The following is a 23749-nucleotide window of genomic DNA, read 5'->3' on the forward strand; positions in this document are numbered from 1 at the left end:
GGGGGTCAGACGGCGGCGAGGAGAACGGCCGGGCTCTCGACGCAGTCGGCGACAAAGCGAAGGAACCCCCCTGCGGTCCCACCGTCGCAGACCCGGTGATCGAAGGTGAAGGAGAGCTGCACGACGTGACGCACGGCCAACTCACCCTGGTGAACCCACGGCTTGGGGGCGATACGGCCGACACCGAGCATGGCGGCCTCGGGATGGTTGAGGATCGGGGTGGAACCGTCCACCCCGAAGACCCCGTAGTTGTTGAGCGTGACGGTGCCGCCGGTCAGGTCCCGCGGCGTCAGCGCCCCCGTCCGAGCGGCCTCGGTCAGGCGGCCGATCTCCGCGGAGAGCCCGGCCGTGGACCTGGTGTGGGCGTCGCGCACGACAGGCACGACCAGGCCGCGTTCGGTCTGCGCCGCGAAGCCGAGGTGGACGGCCGGCAGCCGTACGATCTCGCGCCGCTCGGTGTCGACCGTGGCGTTCAGCTCCGGGTAACGGGCCAGCCCGGCCGTCACGATCCTGGCGAAGAGGGCCAGCACCGAGATCCGCTCGCCGCCCGAGGCGTTCATCGCCGCCCGCGCGGCCAGCAGTTCGGTGGCGTCGGCGTCCACCCAGCACGTGGCGTCCGGTATCTCCCGCCGACTGCGGGCCAGCTTGTCCGCGACCATGCCGCGTACCCCGCGCAGCGGCACCCGCTCCTCCCCCGCCGGCGCGGAAGCCGGGGCCGGAGCCACGGCAGGTGCCGCCGGAGCCGCCACCGCGCGCTCGACGTCCGCCCGCAGGATCAGCCCGTCGGGCCCCGTACCGGCCAGGGCCCGCAGGTCCAGCCCGTGTTCCCTGGCCAGCCGCCGGACCAGCGGCGATATGACGGCCACCGGGCCGTCAGCGACAGGCGCCCCGGCGACAGGCACCTCGGTGACCGAAACCGCCGCCTGCACCGACCCGTCCACCGCCCGCACCCGTCCGCGGCGCCGCGCCACCGCCGTACCGGTGCCGTAACCGACCAGCACATTGCCCGAGCCCTCATCGGCCGCGCCGCCCGAGGCGTCCGAGTCGCTCGGGGCGTCCGACCCCACCGGGTTCCCGGCCGCGTCGGAGTGCGAGCCCACCGCGACCGTGACCAGGGGGCGGCCCACGTCGAGGGTGTCGCCCTCGGCGCCGAAGCGGGCGGTCACGACACCGCCGTAGGGGCAGGGGACCTCGACGACGGCCTTCGCGGTCTCGACCTCGACCACCGGCTGGTCGATGGCGACGACCTCGCCGACCTCCACCAGCCAGCGCACGATCTCCGCCTCTGTGAGCCCTTCGCCCAGGTCGGGGAGCGTGAATTCCTTGACGACGGCCATCAGCCCTCCCACTGCAAGCGGCCGACGGCGTCGAGAATCCGGTCGACGCCGGGCAGATGGTGCCGTTCCAGCATCGGCGGCGGGTAGGGGATGTCGAATCCGGCGACGCGCAGGACCGGCGCCTCCAGGTGGTGGAAGCAGCGCTCGGTGATCCGGGCCGCTATCTCGGCGCCCATGCCGCCGAAACCGGACGACTCGTGCACGACGACCGCCCGCCCGGTGCCGCGTACGGCCGCCGCGACCGTCTCCTCGTCGAAGGGCACGAGGCTGCGCAGATCGACCACGCCCAGGTCCCAGCCCTCCTCCTTGGCGGCCTCCGCGGCCTCCAGGCAGACCGGGAGCGAGGGGCCGTAGGTGACCAGCGTCGCGGTGCGGCCGGTGCGCCGCACCACGGCGCGGCCGATCGGCGGAACCTCGGCCGGCGCGGCCGGCGACCAGTCGGACTTGGACCAGTAGAGCCGCTTCGGCTCCAGGAAGACCACCGGGTCGTCGGAGGCGATGGCCGCCCGCAGCAGCCCGTAGGCGTCCTCGACGGTGGCCGGGGTGACCACGTGGAGGCCGGGGGTGTGCGCGTAGTACGCCTCGGAGGAGTCGCTGTGGTGCTCGACGCCGCCGATTCCGCCGCCGTACGGGATGCGGATGGTGATCGGCAGCGGCAGCGCGCCACGCGTGCGGTTGCGCATCTTCGCCACATGGCTGACGAGTTGCTCGAACGACGGGTAGGCGAAGGCGTCGAACTGCATCTCGACCACCGGGCGGAGCCCGTACATCGCCATGCCGACCGCCGCGCCGAGGATGCCCGCCTCGGCGAGCGGGGTGTCGGTGCAGCGGCTGTCGCCGAATTCGGCGGCGAGCCCGTCGGTGATCCGGAAGACGCCGCCCAGGGTGCCGATGTCCTCGCCGAGGACGTGGACGGAGTCGTCGGCCGTGAGCGCGTCACGCAGCGCCTGGTTGAGGGCCTGCGCCATGGTGGCGGGTCTGCGGGTGGGCGCGGCGGCGCGGCCCGCGGTCGGTGCGACGGTGGTCACGACTGCCGCTCCGCTTCCAGCTCGGCCCGCAACTGGGCCTCCTGCTGCCGCAGTTGCTGCGTGGGCTCGGCGTAGACGTGGGCGAACAGCTCCATCGGGTCGAGCCGCGGATCGGCGTTCATCCGCTCCCGCAGGTCCGCCGCCATGGTCTCGGCCTCGTCGGCCGCGCTCCGCCTGACGTCGTCGTCGAGCAGTCCGCGGCCGGTCAGCTCCCGTTCCAGCAGGGCGATCGGGTCGTGCGCGCGCCAGGCGGCGACCTCGTCGTCGTCGCGGTAGCGGGTGGCGTCGTCGGCGTTGGTGTGCGCGTCCATCCGGTAGGTGACGGCCTCCACGAGCGTGGGGCCGCCGCCGTCCCTGGCCCGACCGACGGCCTCGGTCAGCACCTCGTGCACGGCGGCCGCGTCGTTGCCGTCGACCAGCCGTCCCGGCATCCCGTAGCCGACCGCCTTGTGGGCGAAGGAAGGGGCCGCGGTCTGCTTGGCGAGCGGCACGGAGATCGCGAAGCCGTTGTTCTGCACGAGGAAGACCACCGGGGCCTGCCAGACGGCCGCGAAGTTCAGCGCCTCGTGGAAGTCGCCCTCGCTGGTGCCGCCGTCGCCGACCATGGCGAGCGCCACGACGTCGTCGCCGGTCAGCCGGGCGGCGCGGGCCAGCCCGACCGCGTGCGGGAGCTGCGTGGCCAGCGGGGTGCTGAGCGGCGCCACCCGGTGTTCGTGCGGGTCGTAACCGGTGTGCCAGTCGCCGCGCAGCAGTGTCAGCGCCTCGACCGGGTCCACGCCTCTGGCGACCACCGCGAGGGTGTCGCGGTAGCTGGGGAACAGCCAGTCACGGGGCCGCAGCGCGAGAGCGGCGGCGATCTCGCAGGCCTCCTGACCGGTGCTCGACGGGTAGACGGCGAGCCTGCCCTGCTTGGTGAGGGCGGTGGCCTGCCGGTTGTAGCGCCGGCCGCGGACGAGCTGCCCGTACAGCGTGCGGAGCAGGGCGGGGTCGAGCTCCGCGGCAGCGGGGGTGCCGAGCAGCCGGTACGGCTCCGGGTCGGGCAGCAGCGGCGCGGCTTCGGTGCGGGGGCGCCAGGCAGGGGTGTCCAGCACGGTCATCGCGAGCACCTCCTTGTGATCGGTGACCGAAAAAGCGATCGGGCGTGAGCGGGTGTCGCTCCCTACCGATTGTTCGGTCGCCGGAGGCATTTTGGCTACAGGGTGGTTTCGCCTGTGGACAAACGGTTCTGCACAGCCTGAGATGGAGCCAGTACGTCCATGGTAAGGAGGCACGGGGGGATGGCGAGAGAACAGATGGCCGCACAGGACCCGGAGGTCCGACCGCTGGACCCGATCGACCGCACGATCCTGCGGCTGCTCCAGGAGGACGGAAGGGCCTCGATACGCTCCGTCGCCGAGCGCGTGCACGTCTCACGGGCGAACGCGTACGCCCGGATCAACCGGCTCATCGAGGACGGGGTCATCCGAGGTTTCACCGCTCGCGTCGACCACGAACGTGCGGGACAGGGCGCGTCCGCGTACATCACGCTCAAGATCGTCCAGAATTCCTGGCGGACCGTCCGTGAACAACTCATCACTCTTCCGGGTGTTGCCCACATTGCCCTGGTAAGTGGTGATTTCGATGTTTTGCTGCTGGTCCACACCGCCGACAACCGGACCCTGCGGGAACTGGTCCTGACCCGGCTCCAGGCCATCGAGGAAGTCCTCAGCAGCCGCACCCTGCTGGTCTTCGAGGAGACCGACCAGGTCGTCGGCGACTGAGGACCGGCGCCGGCCCCGACCGCGACCAGCGCCTCCGGTCAGCCGCCGTACTTCTTGAGGAACGCCTTGACCTTCGCGTAGTTCGCCTCGTCGGACAGCATGCTCACGCCGTGGTTGAAGCCGCCGACGATCGTCAGGTCGTTCTCCTTCGCCTTCTTCGTCAGCTTGCTCAGCTCCTTCGTGGAGTCCTGGAAGGGGCTGTCCAATTCGGCGGCCATGTAGAAGACGGGCATCGTCAGATTCGGTACGACCATCGAGGCGTCCATGCCGGAGTACGTCGAGGGCGCGGACAGCGAGACGACCGCGTCCACCGGCGGCGTGATGGTGCCCGCGGCGGACAGCACCGCCGTACCGCCCTTGGACGCGCCGACCAGCAGCAGCTTCGTCACGCCCTTGGACCGCAGGTAGGCAGCCGCCGCGGTGAGTTCCCGCACCTCGCTGCCCGCGGAGTTCACGGCCAGCACGCGGTAGCCGTCCGCGGCCAGGTCCTGCGCGTGCGGCACCCACTGGCAGACGTCCCCGTCCGCCTGGTGGGCCAGCACCAGCCCGGTGCCGCCGGTGCCGGTCAGATAGCCCTCGACGTCCTGGCCATCCCCGCCCGGGAAACTCACCGAGGCCGCCTTGGCCTGTTCGGGTGACAGGCAGCCGAAGCCGTTCACCGTGGCGGTGGGCGCGGGGGCGGGCGCGGCCCTGTCCTTGTCCTTGGCGCCCCCGCCGCCTCCGCACCCGGCCAGCAGCAGGAGGGAGACGGCCAGCGCGGAGGCGGCCGCCGCCCGCACCGGCGGCCCGAATCGCGCGACAGATCGCTCAGCGGAGAACATGGCTGGATCGTGCCGGGGCCACCCCCGGTGGGTCAATGGTCTGGACCATCCGACCGCACGGTCGCCCGGCTCGCCGTCGCTACGTACGCAGCCCGTCGAACGCCAGCCGCACCACCGCGTCCGCCACCTGCTGCCTGTCGAGCGCGCCCTTGGCCTCCGGCCGGTACCACTCCACGATCGAGTTGATCATCCCGAAAAGCAGCCTGGTCGCCAGCCTGACATCCACGTCGCCGCGCAGATCGCCGTCCGCGACCGCCGCCTTCAACAGATCCGCCACCCGCTGGTCGAACTCCCTGCGCCGCTCCATCGCCCAGCGCTCGGTGTCGGTGTTCCCGCGCACCCGCAGCAGAAGGGTGACGTAGGGAAGTTCCGCCATCAGCACCTCTGTCGTACGCCGGGTGACGTACTTCAGGCGCCGCACCGCGCGGCCGTCGACCGCTCCGGGCTCCTCCAGGATGCCGAAAAGCCCCTCAAGGGCGCGGCCCACCGCCCTGTTCAGCAGTTCTTCCTTGCCGCGCACATGGTGGTAGATCGACGACTTCGAGATGCCCGCGGCGCGCGAGAGATGCTCCATGGACGTGCCGTCGTAACCGCGTTCGTTGAAGACCTCGACGGCGACGGCGAGCAGCGAATCCGGCGTATAGGTGTCGCGCTTGGGCATGGTCATGAGGAGATCATTCTTCCTCCGCCCTCGCGCGCCACAGCACTTCGACCGAAGGCGCGTAACGGCCGTTGGGGTAGTACGAGTGCAGCGACTCCAGCGTTTCGCGCACCCAGGACAGGGAGAGCCGCTCGCCCCATTGCAGCGGGCCCAGCGGGTAGTTCACACCGAGGCGCATGGCGGTGTCGACATCGGCGGCGGACGCCACTTCCTTGGCGACGGCGTCGGCCGCGAGGTCCACCAGCATCGCGACCGTCCGCGCCACGATCAGTCCGGGGACCAGCCGGATGACGCTGACCTGCTTGCCGAGCGCCTGGAAGAGCCCGACGGCCTCCGCGAGCGCCGCGTCCGGCACCTCCGGGGTCCGCGCGAGCGCCATCCTGGTGGCCGTCGTGTAATCGGCCGCCAGGTCGAACTGGATACCCGGCTCCAGGGTGCCGTCCGCCGGGTAGAGATACGTTCCGTCACTCAGCTCGAAGCCCTGGACGCCGTCGTCCTCGGTGACCTCGATCCCGGCCGCGCGCACCAGGCCGACGAGGGCCTGCGCGGGACCCAGATCGCCGTGCACCACGCGCCGCGGCGCGTCCGCGGGCTCCGCGGTGTGCGGTCCGGGCGCGGCACCGGGCTCCGGCGCCGGTTCGTACACGAACCAGCCGCGGCCCGTCTTGCGGCCGAGGCGGCCGGACTCCACCAGGCGGCGCTGGGCGAGCGACGGCGTGAATTTGGGGTCGTGGAAGAACGACTCCCACACCGATCTGGTGACCGCCTCGTTCACGTCCTGGCCGATCAGGTCGGTGAGCGCGAAGGGGCCCATGGCGAAGCCGCCGCATTCGCGCAGCACCGCGTCGATGGTGGCGGGGTCCGCGGCCCGCTCCTCGTGGACGCGCAGGGCCTCGGCGTAGAAGGGACGGGCGATCCGGTTGACGATGAAGCCCGGGGTGTCGGCGCAGCGCACCGGGGTCTTACCCCAGGCGGCGGCCGTGTCGTAGGCGGTGTCGACGGCTGCGGGGTCCGAGGCGGCGCCCGCGACGACCTCGACCAGCGGGAGCAGCGGGGCCGGATTGAAGAAGTGCAGGCCGACGAGGCGGCCGGGCAGCCGCAGGGCGCCCGCGACGGCGGTCACCGACAGGGAGGAGGTGTTGGTCGCCAGCAGGCAGCCGTCGCCGACGGTCTCCTCCAGTTCGGCGAAGAGCCGCCGCTTGACGGCCAGATCCTCCACGACGGCCTCGACGACGAGCGCGGCCGGTGCCAGGTCCGCGATGCCGTCGGCGGGGACGAGCCGGTCCAGCGCGGCCCGGTGTTCGGCCGTGTCGAGGCGGCCCTTCTCGGCCAGCCGGGCCAGCCGCGCCCCGACGCCCGCCGCGGCCTTCGCGGCCAGTCCCGGCGCGGCGTCGTACAGCAGCACGCGGTGCCCCGCGAGCAGCGCGACCTGCGCGATTCCCTGGCCCATGGTGCCTGCGCCGACGACGGCGACGACACCGCCGCGGTCAAGTGCGGTCACGGTGGCACAGCTCCTTCCCGAGGTACTGCCGAGATCCTGCCGGGTCTTTCCGAGTTATCCACAGGCCGGGACGTCCCTCTTGTCCCGACCGAACATTCGGTTAATCTAGCGTTGTCTCTGCTACTCAGCCCAGCTCGACGAGGAGTTGGTCCGCCATGTCCGCCACTGTCTCCGCCGTGACCTTGATCGAACGCCATCGTGACACGCTTGACAAGGCGCTCGATGCCGTCAGGACCCGGGCGTACTGGTCGCCCTACCCCGAGCACCCCAAGGCGTACGCCGACGCCGACGAGGGCAAGGCCGCCTTCGACGCGCTGCTCGGCCACCGCTTCGAGCTGGACCAGCCCGGCACGGACGGCTGGACGGGCACCGAGCGCTCCCCGTACGGCCCGGACCTCGGCGTGGAGTACCCGCACCCCGATCCGGACGTGCTGCTGCCCGCGATGCGCGCCGCGATGCCCGCCTGGCGGGACGCGGGACCCGAGGCGCGCGCCATGGTGTGCCTGGAGATCCTGGCGCGGATCAACGCGCGGACGCACGAGTTCGCGCACGCCGTGATGCACACCTCCGGGCAGGCGTTCACGATGTCCTTCCAGGCCGGCGGCCCGCACGCGCAGGACCGCGGCCTCGAAGCGGTGGCGTACGCGTACGTGGAGCAGGTCCGCACCCCGGAGACCGCGGAGTGGATCAAGCCGCAGGGCAAGCGCGACCCGCTCAATCTGCGGAAGTCCTTCACCGCGGTGCCGCGCGGCATCGGCCTGGTGATCGGCTGCAACACCTTCCCGACGTGGAACGGCTATCCGGGGCTCTTCGCCTCCCTGGCCACCGGCAACGCGGTGCTGGTCAAGCCGCACCCACGCGCGGTGCTGCCGCTGGCCCTGACCGTACGGGTGGCGCGCGAGGTGCTGGCCGAGGCGGGCTTCTCGCCCGACCTGGTGTGCCTGGCCGTCGAGCGGCCCGGCGAGGGCCTGGCCAAGACCCTGGCCCTGCGCCCCGAGGTCCGGGTCATCGACTACACCGGCTCCACCGCCTTCGGCGACTGGCTGGAGGCCAACGCCCGCCAGGCGCAGGTCTTCACCGAGAAGGCCGGCGTCAACACCGTGGTGATCGACTCCACCGACGACTACCGCGGCATGCTCTCCAACCTCGCCTTCTCGCTGTCCCTCTACAGCGGCCAGATGTGCACCACCCCGCAGAATCTGCTGATCCCGCGCGACGGCATCGACACCGACGCCGGACGGCGGAGCTACGACGAGGTGGTCGCCGACATCGCGGGCGCGGTCGACGGGCTGCTCGGCGACGACGCGCGGGCCAACGCGCTGCTCGGCGCCCTGGTGAATCCGGACGTCAAGACACGGCTCGACGCTGCCCCCGGGCTGGGCGAAGTCGCCCTCGCCTCCCGCTCGGTGACCCACCCGGACTTCCCCGACGCGGTCGTCCGCACCCCGGTGCTGGTCAAGCTCGACGGCGCCAAGCCGGACGCCGAGGCGGCGTATCTGTCGGAGTGCTTCGGCCCGGTCGCCTTCGCCGTGGCCGTGGACTCGACCGCCGACGCGCTGGAGCTGCTGCGCCGTACCGTCCGCGACAAGGGCGCGATGACGGTCGGCGGCTACACCACCTCCGCCGAGGTGGAGCGCGGCCTGGAGGAGGTCTGCTGGGAGGAGTGCGCGCAGCTCTCGCTCAATCTGACCGGCGGTGTGTACGTCAACCAGACGGCCGCCTTCTCCGACTTCCACGGCTCCGGCGGCAATCCGGCGGCCAACGCGGCGCTGTGCGACGGCGCGTTCGTCGCGAGCCGCTTCCGGATGGTGGAGGTGCGGCGGCCCGCCTGATCGCGGGGTTCAGGGGCGGCCGGGTACCCGCGGCGAGCGGGACGTGGCCGCCCAGTGGAAGAGCGCCATGCCGACGCTGGTGGCCAGGTTGTAGCTGGAGACCTGCGGACGCATCGGCAGGGCGACCAACTCGGCGGCGCGTCCGCGCAGTTCGTCGGAGACGCCGTGCCGCTCCGAGCCGAAGACGATGAGCGCGTCGTCGGGGAGTTCGACGGAGCGGATGTCCTTGCCCTCCGGGTCGAGGACGTACAGCGGTCCCGGCGGCAGCGCGTCGGCGGCCGTACGTTCCACCGCGGTCGCGTAGTGCAGTCCGGCGCCCGCACGCAGGGCGTTGGGGTGCCAGGGGTCGAGATCTCCGGTGCTGACCACGCCGGTGACGCCGAATCCGGCCGCCAGCCGGATCACCGCCCCGACGTTGCCGAGATTGCGCGGGCTGTCCAGGACGACGACCGGTGCCTGCCGGGGCCGTTCGGCCAGCAGTGCCAGATTGGCCGCCCGGTCGCGCCGGTCGGCGAGCGCGGCCACCGCGGTGGGGTGCACCCGCGTCACCAGCCCGCGCAGCGCCGCGGCGGGGATCTCGGTGACGCCCGCCGCCAACTCCTCGGCCAGGTCGGGGGCCAGCTCCGCCGCGAGGCGCAGCACGGCCGCCTTGTCGCTGCTGACCGCGGTGCGCACGCCGGCGCCGAAGCGCAGCGCGTGCTTGAGGGCGTGGAAGCCGTCGAGCAGCACCGCGTCCGGCGCGGCGGCCTGCCAGGCGAGGACGGCGGCCGTGGCGCTTGCGGTGGCCGCGTCGGCCCCGGTGGCCTGAACGGCCCCGGTGGCCTGAGCGGCTTCGGTCGCCGGGTCGGGTTCGGCTGCGGCGCCGGGTCGGTGGGCGGCCTCGTCCTCGGTCATGGCCTCAGCGTACGGTGCGGCCCGCCTGCCCGATCACGTCATGTCACGGCGCTGGGCGGCGGTGGTCCCACGGCCGGTTCCCCCGGCCCGGCGGACGCGTCGTCGGGGGCGGTGCGCTGCCCGTGGACCACCGGCCGCGGGCGCGCGGCACCCGGCCGCAGCCGCCGTACGAGCCGGTCCCCGGCCCAGACCAGGAAGGCCGTCGGCAGGAACACCGCGTCGGCGGCGATCATCGCGAGCGAGAAGAAGGGCAGGCCGAGCACGACGGCAATCGAGGCGTGCTCCAGCATCATCGCGACCAGCAGCACGTTCTTCACCCGGCGGTTGAACAGGGTGAAGGGGAAGGCGACCTGGACGATGACCGTGCCGTAGGTGATGAGCATGACCATCAGCTCATTGCCCGCCAGGGCGTGCGACAGGGCGGGCCACGGGGTGAAGTCGTCCAGATGGAGCGGGTAGTAGAGCGCGGTGCCGTCCTGCCAGCGGCTGCCCTGGATCTTGTACCAGCCCGCGGTGGAGTAGATCAGGCAGACCTCGGCGACGATCACGAGCATCGCGCCGTTGTGGATGACGTTGGCGATGATGTCGAGCACGGTGCGCGGCTCGCCGGGCGCGACCCGCCGCACCGCCCACCACAGCGCCTGGACCAGCCAGAAGAGCCAGAACAGCACCGCCCATCCGGTGCTGAGCTTGCCGAACAGCGTCGCCGCCACGAGCGCGAAGCCGAACACCGCCCACAGGGCGACGCCGACCGGATCGGCGCCCGGCTCCGCGTCGGACGCGGAAACGGCCGACGGTCCGGCACCCGCCTCGGCCGCCTCCCCGCGGGCCGCGCGGCGCCGGTCGAGCGACCAGACCTGGCCGCAGCGGGTGAAGACGAGGTAGATCGCCATCAGGTGGATGACGTTGTCGCCGCCGTCGCCCTCGAAGACGCTGCGGTTCTGGAGCGACAGCACGCCGATCATGAAGAACACCGACGCGGTACGGGTCCGCCAGCCCAGGAGCAGCATCGCGCTGGCGACGATCGCGAAGGCGTAGACGCACTCGAACCAGGCGCGGCCGTCGTTCCACAGCAGCACGGTGAAGGCGTGGTTCCCGGCGACCAGCCGCTTGGCGAGGTCCCAGCTCCAGGGCGCGTCGGGGCCGTACAGCTCGGCGCGGTGCGGGAATTCGCGCAGCAGGAACAGCAGCCAGGTCAGCGAGAAGCCGATCCGGATGATCGCGCTCTGGTACGGGCCGATGGCCCGGCCGGTGATGGCGTTGATCCCCCGCGCGACGGCGCGGTCGAGTCCTTTGCCGAGTCCGGCGAACGGCGAGGGGACGAAGGAGTCGCGCGCGCTCACGATGCGTTCTCCTGACCGGCGGGCGCGGTGGTGACCGGCCACCAGGGCAGTTCCCGGTAGTAGGGCTGGGTGCCGGTCTGCTGCCCGTTGCCCGACGGCGGCGGGACCGCGGTGGTGGCGGAACGTGCCTGCACGCGGACGACATCACCGCCGTTGAGCCGCGGGCCGAAACGCTCCTGCAAAATCCGCTGGAGATACGTACGGCTCATGTCGCTGCGGTCGCCGCCGGTGGGCTGCTCCTTGTCGTCGTGGGTGTCGGTGTAGAAGCTCCAGGCGCGGCGCAGCTCGTTCTGCTGGGTGTGGCTGGGGGCGGGGTTGTGCCGCATCGCGGCGACGTCCATCGCGGTGAGGTCGACCCAGCCGGTGGTGGAGAGGCTGCCGTCGGGCTTGCGGACCTCGGCGCGGGCCTGCACATGGATGTTCTGTTGCAGCGGGTCGGGCGCGAACAGCTTCCAGTTCTGCTCGAACTCCGGATAGACGTAGTCGTCGACCGCCGCGCCGTGCTCCCTGCTGAGTGTGTTCGAGGGCGCGACGTGCAGGAACACCATGCCGAGGTGGTACAGCGCGCCCACGACGACCGCGCCGATCGCCAGGGCGACGGCTATGCGCGCGGGCGTGGACAGCGCCGCGGTCCGGGGCGGCGGCCCCTCGAATGACTCCATCGTCTCTCCGCTCTCACCCGTGCCGGGCACGCACGCCTGCCGGGCAGCACGCTACCCACCGCAGGTCCCGGCGGGGACCATACCGAGTTATCCACAGGCGCGGGAGGTGGCCTTGACACCCTTCGGCCCGCCACCGACCATGGAATGAACCGAACGATCGGTCGGTCGGTTGAGGAGTCGGCCGGCCGGTCGTCCGATGGAGCCGGTGACGGCGACGGGACGGATGGCCGAACCCGCGCCGAAGCCCGAGTGGCACGCCTGATGGCACCGATGACGGTGATGACGAAGGAGGGGTCCGCATGACGACGACGGCAGAGCCGGCGGCGACCGCAGGGGAGGCGGTGGCGGCAGGGGAGGCGGTGGCGGCAGGGCAGGACGCCTTCCTGGCCGCGTTCGACGCCGCGGTGGCCGAGGACGCCAGGATCGAGCCGCGCGACTGGATGCCGGACGCCTACCGCGCCACCCTCGTCCGCCAGATGGCCCAGCACGCGCACTCCGAAATCATCGGGATGCAGCCGGAGGCCAACTGGATCAGCCGCGCGCCCTCGCTGCGCCGCAAGGCGATCCTGATGGCCAAGGTGCAGGACGAGGCCGGGCACGGGCTCTATCTGTACAGCGCCGCGGAAACCCTCGGAGTCAGCCGCGAGGAGCTGCTCGACAAGCTGCACGCGGGCCGCCAGCGCTACTCCTCGATCTTCAACTACCCCACCCTGAGCTGGGCTGACGTCGGCGCCATCGGCTGGCTGGTGGACGGCGCCGCGATCACCAACCAGGTGCCGCTGTGCCGCTGCTCCTACGGTCCCTACGCCCGCGCGATGGTGCGGATCTGCAAGGAGGAGTCCTTCCACCAGCGGCAGGGCTACGAGCTGCTGCTGACGCTCAGCCGCGGCACCCCGGCGCAGCACGCGATGGCGCAGGACGCGGTGGACCGCTGGTGGTGGCCCTCGCTGATGATGTTCGGCCCGCCCGACGACGAGTCCGCGCACTCCGCCCAGTCCATGGCCTGGAAGATCAAGCGGCACTCCAACGACGAGCTGCGGCAGCGCTTCGTGGACATCTGCGTCCCGCAGGCCGAGGTGCTGGGGCTCACCCTCCCCGACCCCGACCTGCGGTGGAACGAGTCGCGGGGCGGCTACGACTACGGGGCGATCGACTGGACGGAGTTCCAGGAGGTGCTGCGCGGCAACGGGCCGTGCAATGAGGAGCGGATCGACCGGCGCCGCGCCGCACACGACAACGGCGCCTGGGTCCGGGAGGCGGCCACCGCATACGCGGCCAAGCACGGGGAGGCACGGGCATGACCGAGCAGACGGGCGGCGACTGGCCGCTGTGGGAGGTCTTCGTCCGCAGCCGCCGCGGTCTGAGCCACAGCCACGCGGGCAGCCTGCACGCGCCCGACGCGGAGATGGCGCTGCGCAACGCGCGGGATCTCTACACCCGGCGGGCCGAGGGCGTCTCGATCTGGGTGGTGCCGTCGTCCGCGGTCACCGCCTCCTCCCCCGACGAGAAGGACCCTTTCTTCGAGTCGGCCTCCGACAAGCCGTACCGGCACCCGACGTTCTACGAGATCCCGGAAGGGGTGAAGCACCTGTGAACACGGCACCGAACCCCGCACCGGCCCCGGCCTCGGCTACGGCTACGGCTACGGCTACGGCTACGGCCTCTTCTACGACCACGGCATCGGCCACCGCGGCGCGCCCCGCACGGGCCTCCGCCCCCGCCGCGCTCGCGCTGGGCGACGACGCGCTCGTGCTCGCCCAGCGGCTGGGGGAGTGGGCGGGGAACGCGCCGGTCCTTGAGGAGGACGTCGCCCTCACCAATATCGCGCTCGACCTGCTGGGGCAGGCCCGCACCCTGCTCTCGCTGGTCGGCGACGAGGACGAGCTGGCGTTCGGCCGCGAGGAGCACGAATTCCGCAATGTGCAGCTCGTGGAGCGGCCCAACGGGGACTTCGCCGAGACGATCGTGCGGCAGCTCTTCTTCTCCGTCCACCAGGAACTGCTGTTCACCGCCCTGGCGGCCGGGGACGGCGAGCTGGCGCCGCTGGCCGCGAAAGCGGTGAAGGAGGTCGCCTACCACCGCGACCACGCCGAGCACTGGACGCTGCGGCTGGGCGACGGCACCGAGGAGAGTCACCGGCGCACGCAGCGCGCGGTGGACGGCCTGTGGCGCTACACCGGGGAGCTGTTCGAACCGCTCGACGGGCTCGGCACCGACCTTCCGGCGCTGCGTGAGCCGTGGCTGGAGCGCGTCACCGACGTCCTGCACCGGGCCACGCTGGAGATACCCCAGGGCGTCGACCGGACGCCGTGGTCGGCGGGGGCCGGACGGCAGGGTGTGCACACCGAGGCGTTCGGCCGGATGCTCGCCGAGATGCAGCACCTGCACCGCGCTCACCCGGGTGCGTCATGGTGACCGGGAGCGCGCCCGCCGCCGGGGCGACGAGCGCGCTGGAGAAGGAGCTGCTGCGGCTGGCCGGAGCCGTGCCGGATCCCGAGCTGCCGGTGATCTCGCTGGCCGAGCTGGGGGTGCTGCGCGACCTGCGGGTGACCGGGCCCGGCCGGGTCGAGGTCGAGCTGACGCCGACGTGGACGGGCTGCCCGGCGCTGGACACGATGGCCACCGACATCACCGAGGTGCTGACCGAGCACGGCATGTCGGACGTCGAGGTGCGCACCGTGCTCTCCCCCGCCTGGTCGACCGACGCGATCAGCGCGGAGGGCCGCCGCAAGCTCGCCGAGCACGGTGTGGCGCCGCCGCGCCCGCTGGCCGGCGCGCGACCGGCGGGCGGCGGGCCCGTCGCCGTGGAGCTGACCGTGCGCTGCCCGCACTGCGGCTCCACCGACACCCGGCTGCTCAGCCCGTTCTCGTCCACCGCCTGCAAGGCGCTGCGCCGCTGCGAGTCCTGCCGCGAGCCCTTCGACCACTTCAAGGAGCTGTGAATGTTCCATCCGCTCCGGGTGACGGAGGTCAGCCCGCTCACGGACGACTCGGTGACCATCGCCTTCGAGGTCCCCGAGGAGCTGCGCGCGGAGTACGGGTACGCGCCGGGGCAGCACATAGCGATCCGCCGGTTCGCCGACGGGGTGGAGATCCGCCGCACGTATTCGCTGTGCGACCCGGTGCTGCCCGAGGAGGGTGTCGGGAACGACGGCGTGGAGCCCGGGCCGCGGACGCTGCGGGTGGGGGTGCGGCTGGTCGAGCAGGGGGAGTTCTCCACCTACGCGCTCAAGGAGCTGGCGGCGGGCGATGTGCTGGAGGTGATGACGCCCGCGGGGCGGTTCGTGCTGGAGCCGAGGCCGGGGCGGTTCGCCGCGGTGGTCGGCGGCAGCGGCATCACACCGGTGCTGTCGCAGATCGGCACCGCGCTGGCGCGTGAGCCGGGGGCGAGTTTCTGCCTGGTGCGCAGCGACCGTACGGCGGCGTCCACGATGTTCCTGGAGGAGGTCGCGGACCTCAAGGACCGCTGGCCCGACCGCTTCCACCTGGTGTCCGCGCTGTCCCGCGAGGAGCAGCAGGCGGGGCTGCCGTCGGGGCGGCTGGACGCGGAGCGGCTGACGGCGCTGCTCCCGGCGCTGATGCCGGTGGCGGCGGTGGACGGCTGGTATCTGTGCGGCCCGCTGGGACTGGTCGGCGCGGCCGAGCGGGCGCTGCGCACGCTGGGTGTCCCCCGGTCCCGCGTCCATCAGGAGATCTTCCATGTGGACGAGGTACCGGCGGCCGTCACCGCGGCCGAGCCGATACCCGGCGGCGGCACCGTACGGGCGACGCTCGACGGCCGTGGCGGTCAATGGCCGTCCCTGGCAGGGGAGTCGGTGCTGGAGACGGTGCTGCGCAACCGGTCGGACGCCCCGTACGCCTGCAAGGGCGGGGTCTGCGGGACCTGCCGGACGCGGCTGGTCAGCGGCGAGGTGCGGATGGACCGGAACTACGCGCTGGAGCCCGAGGAGACGGAGGCCGGATATGTGCTGGCCTGTCAGTCGCACCCGGTGACTTCCGTCGTCGAGGTGGACTTCGACGCCTGACCGCCCTAATCTGACGCATCGTCAGAATTGGTGGCGGGAGGAGCGGATCGTGGACTTCGGCTTCACCGAGGAGCAATTGGCGGCGGTCGAGGCGGCGAAGTCCGTCTTCTCCGGGGTGGCGGTGGACGGGGTGCCCAGCCCCGCGCTGACCCCCGGCGCGGTCGCCGAGGACTTCGACCGCGCGCTGTGGCGCAAGCTCGCCGACGGCGACCTGCTGAGCCTGACGCTGGACGAGGCGTACGGCGGGGCGGGGCTCGACCCCATCGCGCTCTGCCTCGTACTGCGCGAGGCGGGGCGGGTGCTGGCGCGGGTCCCGCTGCTGGAGAGCTGCGCCGGGGCGCTCGCCGTCCAGCGCTACGGCTCCGCGCCCCTGCGCGAACGGCTGCTGGCGGCGGCCGGTCGCGGCGAGACCGTCCTCACCGTCGCCGCCAACGGCCGCAGCGGGCACGACGGGGCCGAACTCGCCGTCCGGGCACAGCGGGTGGACGTCGGCGGCACCGACGGCGGCGGCTTCGTGCTCGACGGGGTGCAGACCGGGGTGCCGTGGGCGCGGAGCTGCGACCTGGTGCTGGTGCCCGCGCACACGGCGGACGGCGCGGCGGTGGTGGCCGTCGTTCCCCTGGACGCGGACGGGGTGGCGCCGGCGGAGCAGGTCTCCACCAACGGCGAGCGGTTCGCCGAGGTCACGCTGGACGGTGTGGGGGTGCCCGCGACGGATGTGCTGGACGCGGACGGCGCCTGGGAGTGGCTGCGGCAGGCGCTGACCGTCGGCACCTGCGCGCTGGCGCTCGGGCTGGGGGAGGCGGTGCTGGGGATGACCAGCGCGTACGCCTCGAAGCGGCAGCAGTTCGGGTATCCGATCGCCACGTTCCAGGCGGTCGCGGTGCAGTCCGCCGACCGTTACATCGACCTGCGGGCGATGGAGGCCACCCTGTGGCAGGCGGCCTGGCGGCTCAGCACCTCGGCGTCCGGACCCCTGCCGGTCGCGGGTGATGTGGCGGTGGCAAAGATCTGGGCGGCCGAGGGCGTCCGCAGGGTCGTACAGACCGCGCAGCACCTGCACGGCGGATTCGGCGCGGACACCGACTATCCGCTGCACCGGTACCACGCGTGGGCCAAGCAGTGGGAGCTGGCGCTGGGCCCGGCCGCGGCCCACGAGGAGGCGTTGGGCGACCTGATCGCCGCCCATCCGCTGACCACGTGACCCCAGCGGGGCTGCTTACAGGACGAAGCCGTCGCTGCCGCTGCCGTCCACCACCGGGCGGCCGGCGGCCTCCCAGTCGAGCATGCCGCCGCTGACGTTCACCGCGTCCACGCCCTGGGCGATCAGGTACTGCGCGACCTGGGCGGAGCGACCGCCGACGCGGCACACCACGTGCACCCGGCCGCCCTCCGGCACCTCACCGATCCGCGAGACGACCTCGCCCATCGGGATGTGCACGGCGCCCTCGGCGTGACCGGCCGCCCATTCCTCGTTCTCCCGCACGTCCAGCAGGATCGCGTCGGCCGGTACGGCGGCGGCATCCACCGCGGGCAGCTCAGAGCGGAACATCGGACGCGGCCTCCTGGGCACGAAATCGCGGCCCGCGAAACCGCGACCCGCTCACCTTGGCTCACCAGATCACTGGCTGACCCGAAAAAACCTACCTCAGCCCCCAACCACCCCCCGCCCCGCCCGATTCCCCGGGGTCCCCCCGACGCCCGCACCGGGACCGGGCCCGCAGGGGGCGTCCGGGCGGAAGCGCGGGTCGTGCGAGCGGGCCGCGAGGCGCTATTCGGGGTCGCGGACCAGTTCCGCCAGGCGGGCCTCGCGTTGGGCGACCTGGGTCAGGAGCTGTTCGGCGATCTCGTTGAGGAGGGCGTCGGGGTCGTCCGGGGAGAGCTTCATCATCTGGCCGATGGCGCTCTCGTCCAGCTCGACGGCGATGGCGGCCAGCTTCTCCTTGCGTTCGGCCAGCCACTCCAGCCGGGCGTAGAGGACCTCGGCCTCGCTCGGCAGCTCCTCGTCCGCGACGGGACCCGCGTCCCACTCCGCGGACAGGGCGCGCAGCGTGTCCTCGTCGGCGTAGGCGTACGCCTCGTTGACGCGGGCGATGAAGGCGCTGCGGCGCTCCTTCTCCTTCTCGTCCTGGGCGAGGTCGGGGTGCGCCTTGCGGGCCAGCTCGCGGTAGAGGCGCTGCGCCTCCTTGCCGGGGCGGACGCGGCGCGGCGGGTTCGGGTCGTCGACCGGCCGTACCCCGTCCGTGCCGAGCAGCCCGCCGAACAGCTCCTCGACGCCCGGCATCGGCATCACCAGCGCCCTGGCCTCCCAGGCGCGCTCGATGTCCTCCCGCTCACCGCTGTGGGCGGCGACGGCCTCCGCGACCAGCGCGTCCAGCTCGTCCAGCCGCGCGTACATCGGGCCGAGCCGCTGGTGGTGCAGCCGGGAGAAGTTCTCCACCTCGACCCGGAAGGTCTCGACCGCGATCTCGAATTCGATCAACGCCTGCTCAGCCGCGCGTACCGCCTTCGCCAGCCGATCCTGCGAGCCGGGCTCGGAGGGTCCGGCGAAGGTGGCGGAAGAGGCGGAGGACTCGGTTCCTGAGCTGTTCGTCACTCGGACAGCCTAGGCCCTGCACGACCGATCTTCGCGGGGCCGCGGGGCGCGGCAGCGCCCGCCCGCACGGATCACGCCACGGCGCCCCGCCCACCTGCGCCGACCCGCGCGCCCGCCCCCGTACGGGCTCGCACCGCCCGGCCCTGACACCGCCCTGACAACCGGACGCCCCGGGCAACCCGGACACCCCCGGCAACCCGGTCGCCCCGGACACCCCGGACACCCCGGCCGGGGAACCCCCCTACACCCCCAGCTCCGCCGGCAGCCGCCCCGACCGGACCGCCGCCAGCAGCTCCGCGTGGTCCGCCTCCGTACGGTCCGCGTAGCCGACGGCGAAGTCCGCGACGGCCTCGTCCAGCGCCTCGCCCTTGCCGCAGTAGCCCGCGATCAGCCGGGGGTCGGCGCTGTGGGCGTGCGCCCTGGCCAGCAGGGCGCCGGTCATCCGCCCGTAGTCGTCGAGCAGGCCCGGCTCCAGCCCGGCGGGATCGACGCTGCCCTTGCGGTTCCTGAACTGCCGCACCTGGTACGGCACCGCGTCCACGTCCGTCCACCCCAGCAGGAAGTCGCTCACCACCTGCATACGTTTCTGGCCCAGCACCACTCTGCGGCCCTCGTGCCCCACCGGACCGGCCGGAAATCCGGCCTTGGCCACGTACGGCAGCAGCGCCGACGCCCTGGCCTCCTTGATCTGGAGCACCAGCGGCTCTCCCAGGTGGTCGAGGAGCAGCACCACGTACGAGCGGGTGCCGACGCTTCCGGTGCCGACGACGCGGAAGGCCACGTCGTGGACGGAGTAACGGGCGAGCAGCGGCAGCCGGTCCTCGCCGACCGTCCGCAGATAGCCGTCCAGGGCGCCCGCGACCGCCGTCGCCTCGCGGTCCGCGACCCGGCGCAGCACGGGCGGCGCGTCGGTGAAGCGCCGCCCGCCGCCGTCCACGGCCGCCGTGGCCTTCGCCGCGAATCTGGCGCTGGTGTTGCCCATGGCCTTCGCCGAGACCCGCTCGATCGTGCCGAGCAGGTCGCGGGCGTCGGCGTGGGTGACCAGTTCCTCGTCGGCGATGGCGTTCCACGCGTCGAGCACGGGCAGCTTCGCCAGCAGCCGCATCGTCCGCCGGTACGCGCCCACCGCGCTGTACGCCGCCGCCCGGCACACGTCCTCGGCCGCGCCCGCCTCCCGCCCGGCCAGCACCAGCGAGGCCGCGAGCCGTTTGACGTCCCACTCCCAGGGGCCGACGACGGTCTCGTCGAAGTCGTTGATGTCCATGACGAGACGGCCGCGGGCGTCGCCGTAGAGGCCGAAGTTCGCGGCGTGCGCGTCACCGCAGATCTGCGCGCCGACACCGGTCACCGGGCTGTCGGCGAGGTCGGCGGCCATCAGCCCGGCGGACCCGCGCAGGAAGGCGAAGGGGCTCGCGGCCATACGGCCGACGCGCAGCGGTATCAGCTCGGGTATCCGGCCCGCGTTGGAGTCGTGGACGGCCCGGAGCGCGGCCGAGGTCCAGGGCGCGGTCGAGGTCCAGGGGGCAGCCGAGGTCCAGGGGGCAGCCGAGGTCCGGGGCGCGGTCGAGGTCCGGGGCGCGGTCGCCGCGAGCGCGCCGGCCACCGCAGGGACGACGTCCGCCGTGTCGCGCCACATGCCGGAGGGCGGCCGGCCGTGCGCGGCGCGCGGCACCTTCTCCCGCAGCGCCTTCCCCGCCCGCTTCGGCGACGCCCCATGCGGCCATCGCGCGAATCCCGCCACATGCGGCACTCTCGAATCCACCGGTCACCCTCCCCACCGCCCACGTCAACGGACGGACGCCAAATCCCCACCGCCGGGGGTAATCCGGCCAATAGGTCGACCCCGCACAGGATTTCGTGCTTGCCTTGACGTCAGGACCCTACTCAGCGCCGAACCGCAGGTGCACGACGTTGGACGAGATCACCCGGCAGCCCGCAGCCAGCGACGCAGAACACCGGACGGACCGCTCCGCCCGCTACGAACAGCGCGAACAGCAGGACCTCCACGACCAACCGGAGCATCCGGAACCCCGGGCCGACGAGTCGGCACAGGCAGACCGGCCGCGCCAGGGCACCGAGCGGCACCCACGGCGCGACCCCCATGCCTCCGACCACCCGCCGACCGGTGGCAGCGACACCAGCAGCCGTACGGAGGACGTCGATACGGACAGGGCCGGTACGGAGCACGCCGGTGCGGACAGCGTCCGTACGAGCCTCGACGCGCCCCACAGCGCAGGTCACGACAGCGCAGGTCACGACAGCCCGGGTCCCCACACGCGAGAGTCCGACGGCCAGGGTCCCCATGCCCAAGGCCCCAACGCCCCAGGCCCCACCACCCAAGTCCCCGGCGGCCGGAGCGCCAACGGCCGGAGCCCCCTCGGCGACGGCCTCACCGGCGTGGCCGCCCTGCTGCGCCTCGCCGTCCTCTGCGTCGACCCCGACGGCCGGATCTCGTACTGGAACCGCGGCGCGGAGGAGCTGTTCGGGCACCGCTGGGATCACGTCTTCGGCCACCGGGCCTCGGGGCTGCTGACACCCGCCCGGTCCGCCGCGGGCGTCGCGCGCACCTCGTCCTCGCCGCACCAGGACACCCTCGACCTGCTGGACGACCTCACGCAGCCCGCGTGGGCGGGCGCGCTCGCGGCCACCGACCGGGACGGCGCGCTGAAGGACGTCCTGTGGTGGACGTACCGCGTCGCCGAGCCGGGCGGACGCAGCCTGCTGGCCATCGCGGCGCACGCCAAACCGCTGCGCACGGGCGGCCTGCGGATCGCGCTCGGCGGTCGCTTACTCCCCTACACCGCGGAAGGCCCGCAGCGTCAGGACATCTCGGTGGCCGCCGTCCTGGGCAGCGTCGCCGACCCGGCGCAGGCGCTGGCCCTCGCGGCCCGGCTGGGCACCGTACTGCCCGGCGTCAGCGCGGGACGGCTCGACCGGCTCGTCCGGCAGATCGCGCCGCTCGGTCCCCCGGCGCTCGAAGTGGACGGCGGCACACGGCTCCCGGTCACCCCGCACGACTACGCCCGCATGGCCGCCGCCGCCCGCGCCGACCAGCAGGACCCGTCCCTGCGCAGGGAGTTGCTGCCCGGCCCGCGCCCCGGAGCGGAACGCGGCCCCGGACCCGCACCCGGACCCGGCCACGACCAGCCCCCCGACCAGACCCCCGGACACACCGCCGCGTACGGCCCCGGCCGCGACCCCGAGTACGTCCACGGGGCGAACGGCGGCGCGGAGGCCGCCCCCGCAGGCGACCGTTCCAGCGCCTCGGCACTGACCGCCGTGCCCTTCGCCTCCCTCACCTCCCTGACCTCCGACCTCGGCCCCAACGGCTCGGCGGACGCCCTGACCGGCCAACAGCCGCTGTCCCCGACCGAGTTCACACCTGGTCTCGCCCCCGGCTTCGCGCCCGGCCTCGCCCCGGTCCTCAGCGGCCCGCCGTCCGTCCAGCCGCTCGGCACGCCACCGGGCCAGGCCCCCTTCGGCCAACCCCCCTACGGACACGCCCCGTTCGGACCCGAACCCGGCGGCCCCGCGTCCGGCGCCCACCCGCTCGGCGGCCACGTACTCGGCCGCCCCTACGCCTCCCACCTGCCGGGCACCGCGCTGGACGAGCAGTTGGCGCTGCTGCGCGAGACCGGCGCGGTGGTCGGCTCCACGCTCGACCTCCAGACCACCGCCCGCGAGCTGTGCGCGGTGACCGTGCCGCGCTTCGCGGACTTCGCGGCCGTCCTGATCGTGGACCAGCTCTTCTCCGACTCCGAGCCGCCCAAGGACGACCGCCCGGCCGCCACCGTCCTCGTCCGGCGCGTCGCCATCGGCCACGACGGACCGCCCGGACCGTGGGAAACGGCCCTGCCGGAGGGCGAGTTGCTCTCGCTCGCCGTCGACGGGATCGTGCCGCGGCTCGGCGACCATGTCCTCGTCCCCGTCGTGGACTCCTCGGTCGCACCCGACATAGCGCTCGACCTCGGCGTGCCCGCGCTCGGCCCGCTGCTGCCCGGACACTCGATGATCGTGGCGCCGCTCACCGCGCGCGGCACCGTACTGGGCCGGGTCTGCTTCCTGCGCGGCCCCGGCCGCCGCCCGTTCGACGCGCGGGACGCCGCCACGGCCACCGAGGTCGTCGCGCGCGGCGCCGTCCACATCGACAACGCCCGCCTGCACCGTCAGGAATCGCGCGCCGCCGCCACACTGCAACGCTCGATGATGCCCACCCGGCCGCCGCGGATTCCCGGTGTCCGGATCGCACACCACTACATGCCGGGCGACCGGCAGGCCCAGGTCGGCGGCGACTGGTTCGATGCCATCCAACTGCCTGGCGGGCGCGTGGCGTTGATCGTCGGCGACGTGATGGGCCACGGCCTCCAGGCAGCGGCCGTGATGGGCCAGTTCCGTACGGCGGTCATCACCATGGCCGCCCTGGACCTGCCGCCCGCCCAGTTGCTGCGGCACCTGGACAACCTGGCGCACCGGCTCGGCACCGAACACCTCGCCACCTGCGTCTACGCCGTCTACGACCCGATCCACCGCAGCCTCACGCTCGCCAACGCCGGTCACATCCCGCCGGTCCTGGTCGGTTACGACGGGCGGGCCGAGCTGCTGGAGATCCCCGGCGGCGCGCCGATCGGCGTCGGCGGGGTGCCGTTCGAGACGGTGGAGTTCCCCGTACCCGACGGCAGTTGGCTGGTGCTGTGCACGGACGGCCTCGTCGAGGTGCGCGGCCAGGGCATAGACGCGGGGCTCGCCGCGCTGTGCGCCACCGTCATCGAGCCGGAGCAGACCCCCGAGGACGTCTGCGCGCAGATCCTCGCTCGCCTGCACTCGGAGGACCGCAGGGACGACGTGGCGCTGCTCGTCGCCCGGTTCGAGGGCATCGCACCGCGGGACGTGGCCGAGTGGACGCTGCGGCTCGACCACGCCGAGGTCGCCACCGCCCGCGACCTGACCCGCCGCCAGCTCGCCGCGTGGGGCCTCGAACGCCTCAGCGACACCACGGAGTTGCTGGTCAGCGAGCTGGTCACCAACGCGATCCGGGCCGCCTCGTACGAGGTCGAGCTACGGCTGATGCGGGTCGGGAAGCTGCTGGTCGAGGTCAGCGACGACAACCACAATCTGCCCCAGTTGCAGCGCGCGGACGCCGACGACGAGCAGGGGCGCGGGCTGGCGCTGGTGTCGAATCTGTCGCGGCGCTGGGGCACCAGCAGGAAGGCGGTCGGGAAGGTCGTCTGGTTCGAACTTCCGTTGCCCGCTTGATACCGTTGCGTCCCACAACGGCGCAGGTGGAGACGG

General features: G+C 73.0%; 21 protein-coding genes. 9 read left to right on the top strand and 12 right to left on the bottom strand.

All coding sequences use genetic code 11. From position 1 onward, the window contains the following. Positions 1-5: 5 nt before the first annotated feature. From ACZ37P_RS21645 to pdhA, 3 genes are read right to left on the bottom strand one after another with little or no spacing between them, the layout of a single operon-like run. Positions 6-1337 carry a dihydrolipoamide acetyltransferase family protein gene (locus tag ACZ37P_RS21645; RefSeq protein WP_467348150.1) on the bottom strand — a complete coding sequence of 444 codons (1332 nt, stop codon included), beginning with the start codon at positions 1335-1337 and terminating at the stop codon, positions 6-8. Continuing rightward, complete coding sequence (locus tag ACZ37P_RS21650; RefSeq protein WP_391041923.1) at positions 1337-2365, bottom strand: alpha-ketoacid dehydrogenase subunit beta; 1029 nt, start codon at positions 2363-2365, stop codon at positions 1337-1339. Before ACZ37P_RS21650 ends, ACZ37P_RS21645 begins: the two co-directional genes overlap by 1 nt. Next, positions 2362-3462, bottom strand: coding sequence for a pyruvate dehydrogenase (acetyl-transferring) E1 component subunit alpha (pdhA, locus tag ACZ37P_RS21655; RefSeq protein WP_401305528.1), 1101 nt, complete (start codon positions 3460-3462; stop codon positions 2362-2364). The genes ACZ37P_RS21650 and pdhA overlap by 4 nt, the downstream gene beginning before the upstream one ends. 180 nt (positions 3463-3642) lie before the next feature. Here pdhA and ACZ37P_RS21660 point away from each other — a divergent pair, with 180 nt between their 5' ends. After that, positions 3643-4125: an Lrp/AsnC family transcriptional regulator gene (locus ACZ37P_RS21660; protein ID WP_188279875.1), complete on the top strand. Its 483-nt coding sequence runs from the start codon at positions 3643-3645 to the stop codon at positions 4123-4125. A 38-nt stretch (positions 4126-4163) separates the two neighbouring features. Here ACZ37P_RS21660 and ACZ37P_RS21665 read toward each other — a convergent pair whose 3' ends face one another. The 3 genes from ACZ37P_RS21665 to ACZ37P_RS21675 form a co-directional block, all read right to left on the bottom strand. Beyond that, positions 4164-4946 carry an alpha/beta hydrolase family protein gene (locus tag ACZ37P_RS21665; protein WP_467348153.1) on the bottom strand — a complete coding sequence of 261 codons (783 nt, stop codon included), beginning with the start codon at positions 4944-4946 and terminating at the stop codon, positions 4164-4166. A 79-nt stretch (positions 4947-5025) separates the two neighbouring features. Further along, positions 5026-5613, bottom strand: a complete 588-nt coding sequence (locus ACZ37P_RS21670) for a TetR/AcrR family transcriptional regulator (RefSeq protein WP_467348155.1) — start codon at positions 5611-5613, stop codon at positions 5026-5028. Between the two features lie 7 nt (positions 5614-5620). Then, entirely contained in the window at positions 5621-7108 is a 1488-nt protein-coding gene (locus ACZ37P_RS21675; RefSeq protein WP_467348157.1) for a 3-hydroxyacyl-CoA dehydrogenase, read from the bottom strand. Positions 7109-7263: 155 nt separating this feature from the next. Here ACZ37P_RS21675 and paaN point away from each other — a divergent pair, with 155 nt between their 5' ends. After that, the gene (gene paaN / locus ACZ37P_RS21680; RefSeq protein WP_467348159.1) at positions 7264-8940 is read left to right on the top strand and encodes a phenylacetic acid degradation protein PaaN; all 1677 of its coding nucleotides are present in this window, start codon (positions 7264-7266) and stop codon (positions 8938-8940) included. A 9-nt stretch (positions 8941-8949) separates the two neighbouring features. On the opposite strand, the gene ACZ37P_RS21685 is transcribed toward paaN, so the two are convergent. Genes ACZ37P_RS21685 through ACZ37P_RS21695 form a run of 3 tightly spaced genes read right to left on the bottom strand, consistent with a single transcriptional unit; the run spans position 8950 to position 11839 of the window. Next, complete coding sequence (locus tag ACZ37P_RS21685; RefSeq protein WP_467348161.1) at positions 8950-9834, bottom strand: TrmH family RNA methyltransferase; 885 nt, start codon at positions 9832-9834, stop codon at positions 8950-8952. A 38-nt stretch (positions 9835-9872) separates the two neighbouring features. Continuing rightward, positions 9873-11177, bottom strand: a complete 1305-nt coding sequence (locus tag ACZ37P_RS21690; protein WP_467348163.1) for an HTTM domain-containing protein — start codon at positions 11175-11177, stop codon at positions 9873-9875. Continuing rightward, positions 11174-11839, bottom strand: coding sequence for a DUF5819 family protein (locus ACZ37P_RS21695; protein WP_355336715.1), 666 nt, complete (start codon positions 11837-11839; stop codon positions 11174-11176). The genes ACZ37P_RS21690 and ACZ37P_RS21695 overlap by 4 nt, the downstream gene beginning before the upstream one ends. A 299-nt stretch (positions 11840-12138) precedes the next feature. Between ACZ37P_RS21695 and paaA the strand changes: the two genes are divergently transcribed. Genes paaA through ACZ37P_RS21725 form a run of 6 tightly spaced genes read left to right on the top strand, consistent with a single transcriptional unit; the run spans position 12139 to position 17068 of the window. After that, complete coding sequence (paaA, locus tag ACZ37P_RS21700; RefSeq protein ID WP_467348165.1) at positions 12139-13140, top strand: 1,2-phenylacetyl-CoA epoxidase subunit PaaA; 1002 nt, start codon at positions 12139-12141, stop codon at positions 13138-13140. After that, positions 13137-13433 carry a 1,2-phenylacetyl-CoA epoxidase subunit PaaB gene (gene paaB / locus ACZ37P_RS21705; protein WP_188279883.1) on the top strand — a complete coding sequence of 99 codons (297 nt, stop codon included), beginning with the start codon at positions 13137-13139 and terminating at the stop codon, positions 13431-13433. Before paaA ends, paaB begins: the two co-directional genes overlap by 4 nt. After that, entirely contained in the window at positions 13430-14254 is an 825-nt protein-coding gene (paaC, locus tag ACZ37P_RS21710; protein WP_467348167.1) for a 1,2-phenylacetyl-CoA epoxidase subunit PaaC, read from the top strand. The genes paaB and paaC overlap by 4 nt, the downstream gene beginning before the upstream one ends. Continuing rightward, a complete protein-coding gene (paaD, locus tag ACZ37P_RS21715; RefSeq protein ID WP_355336713.1) occupies positions 14248-14781 on the top strand; it encodes a 1,2-phenylacetyl-CoA epoxidase subunit PaaD in 534 nt (177 codons plus the stop codon). Before paaC ends, paaD begins: the two co-directional genes overlap by 7 nt. Further along, positions 14782-15864 (top strand): 2Fe-2S iron-sulfur cluster-binding protein, encoded by a 1083-nt coding sequence (locus ACZ37P_RS21720; RefSeq protein ID WP_355336712.1) that lies wholly within the window; start codon positions 14782-14784, stop codon positions 15862-15864. Positions 15865-15913: 49 nt separating this feature from the next. Next, positions 15914-17068, top strand: a complete 1155-nt coding sequence (locus ACZ37P_RS21725; protein ID WP_467348170.1) for an acyl-CoA dehydrogenase family protein — start codon at positions 15914-15916, stop codon at positions 17066-17068. Between the two features lie 15 nt (positions 17069-17083). On the opposite strand, the gene ACZ37P_RS21730 is transcribed toward ACZ37P_RS21725, so the two are convergent. The 3 genes from ACZ37P_RS21730 to ACZ37P_RS21740 all read right to left on the bottom strand — a co-directional run bounded on the left by ACZ37P_RS21730 (position 17084) and on the right by ACZ37P_RS21740 (position 20222). Further along, positions 17084-17416, bottom strand: a complete 333-nt coding sequence (locus ACZ37P_RS21730) for a rhodanese-like domain-containing protein (protein ID WP_355336710.1) — start codon at positions 17414-17416, stop codon at positions 17084-17086. A 219-nt stretch (positions 17417-17635) separates the two neighbouring features. Continuing rightward, positions 17636-18460 (bottom strand): hypothetical protein, encoded by an 825-nt coding sequence (locus ACZ37P_RS21735; protein WP_355336709.1) that lies wholly within the window; start codon positions 18458-18460, stop codon positions 17636-17638. Positions 18461-18701: 241 nt separating this feature from the next. Beyond that, the gene (locus tag ACZ37P_RS21740) at positions 18702-20222 is read right to left on the bottom strand and encodes a DUF2252 domain-containing protein (RefSeq protein ID WP_467348171.1); all 1521 of its coding nucleotides are present in this window, start codon (positions 20220-20222) and stop codon (positions 18702-18704) included. A gap of 149 nt (positions 20223-20371) precedes the next feature. Between ACZ37P_RS21740 and ACZ37P_RS21745 the strand changes: the two genes are divergently transcribed. After that, positions 20372-23713, top strand: a complete 3342-nt coding sequence (locus ACZ37P_RS21745; protein ID WP_467348172.1) for an ATP-binding SpoIIE family protein phosphatase — start codon at positions 20372-20374, stop codon at positions 23711-23713. The last annotated feature ends 36 nt before the right edge of the window (positions 23714-23749 follow it).

The sequence above is a fragment of the Streptomyces sp. NPDC024632 genome (assembly GCF_055559175.1).